Source organism: Haloferula sp. A504 (assembly GCF_044385805.1).
Classification (GTDB): Bacteria; Verrucomicrobiota; Verrucomicrobiia; order Verrucomicrobiales; family Akkermansiaceae; genus Haloferula.
This window is the reverse complement of record NZ_JBISBU010000234.1, coordinates 1-359: the sequence shown is the minus strand read 5'-3', so window position 1 is coordinate 359 and position 359 is coordinate 1. Positions and strand designations below refer to the sequence as shown.

The following is a 359-nucleotide window of genomic DNA, read 5'->3' as shown; positions in this document are numbered from 1 at the left end:
CCGCACAGCAGGCCGTGGGCGATGAGGCCGAACATCGCGACTTTCGCGTAGCGCCGCGAGGTGGCCGCGCGGTGGTCGGGCACGAGGTGGAAGGCATCCGCGAGGCTGCGCAGGTGCTTGCATTTCAGCGCGCAGCGGGCCCCGGCGACACCCTCGCTGGTGGCCCGCTGGAAAATGTCGGGCAGCGGCGCGGGGCTGGAGAGCAGTTGCCGGGCCTTCTTGTGGAGCGCGTAAATCCAGTATCGCTTGGGCCTCTTCTCGTCGGTGTAGAACTCGCTGCGGTGGCGCCGGCAGCCCTTGGTGAAGCCCAGCGGCGTCCAGTTGGAGGCTTTGTAAAGCGTGCCTTCATGAAGCTGCGG

General features: G+C 67.7%; 1 pseudogene. It reads right to left on the bottom strand.

Annotated features, from left to right (window positions below):
* A pseudogene (locus ACG2LG_RS24325) lies at positions 1 to 359 on the bottom strand (hypothetical protein); the annotation flags it as partial.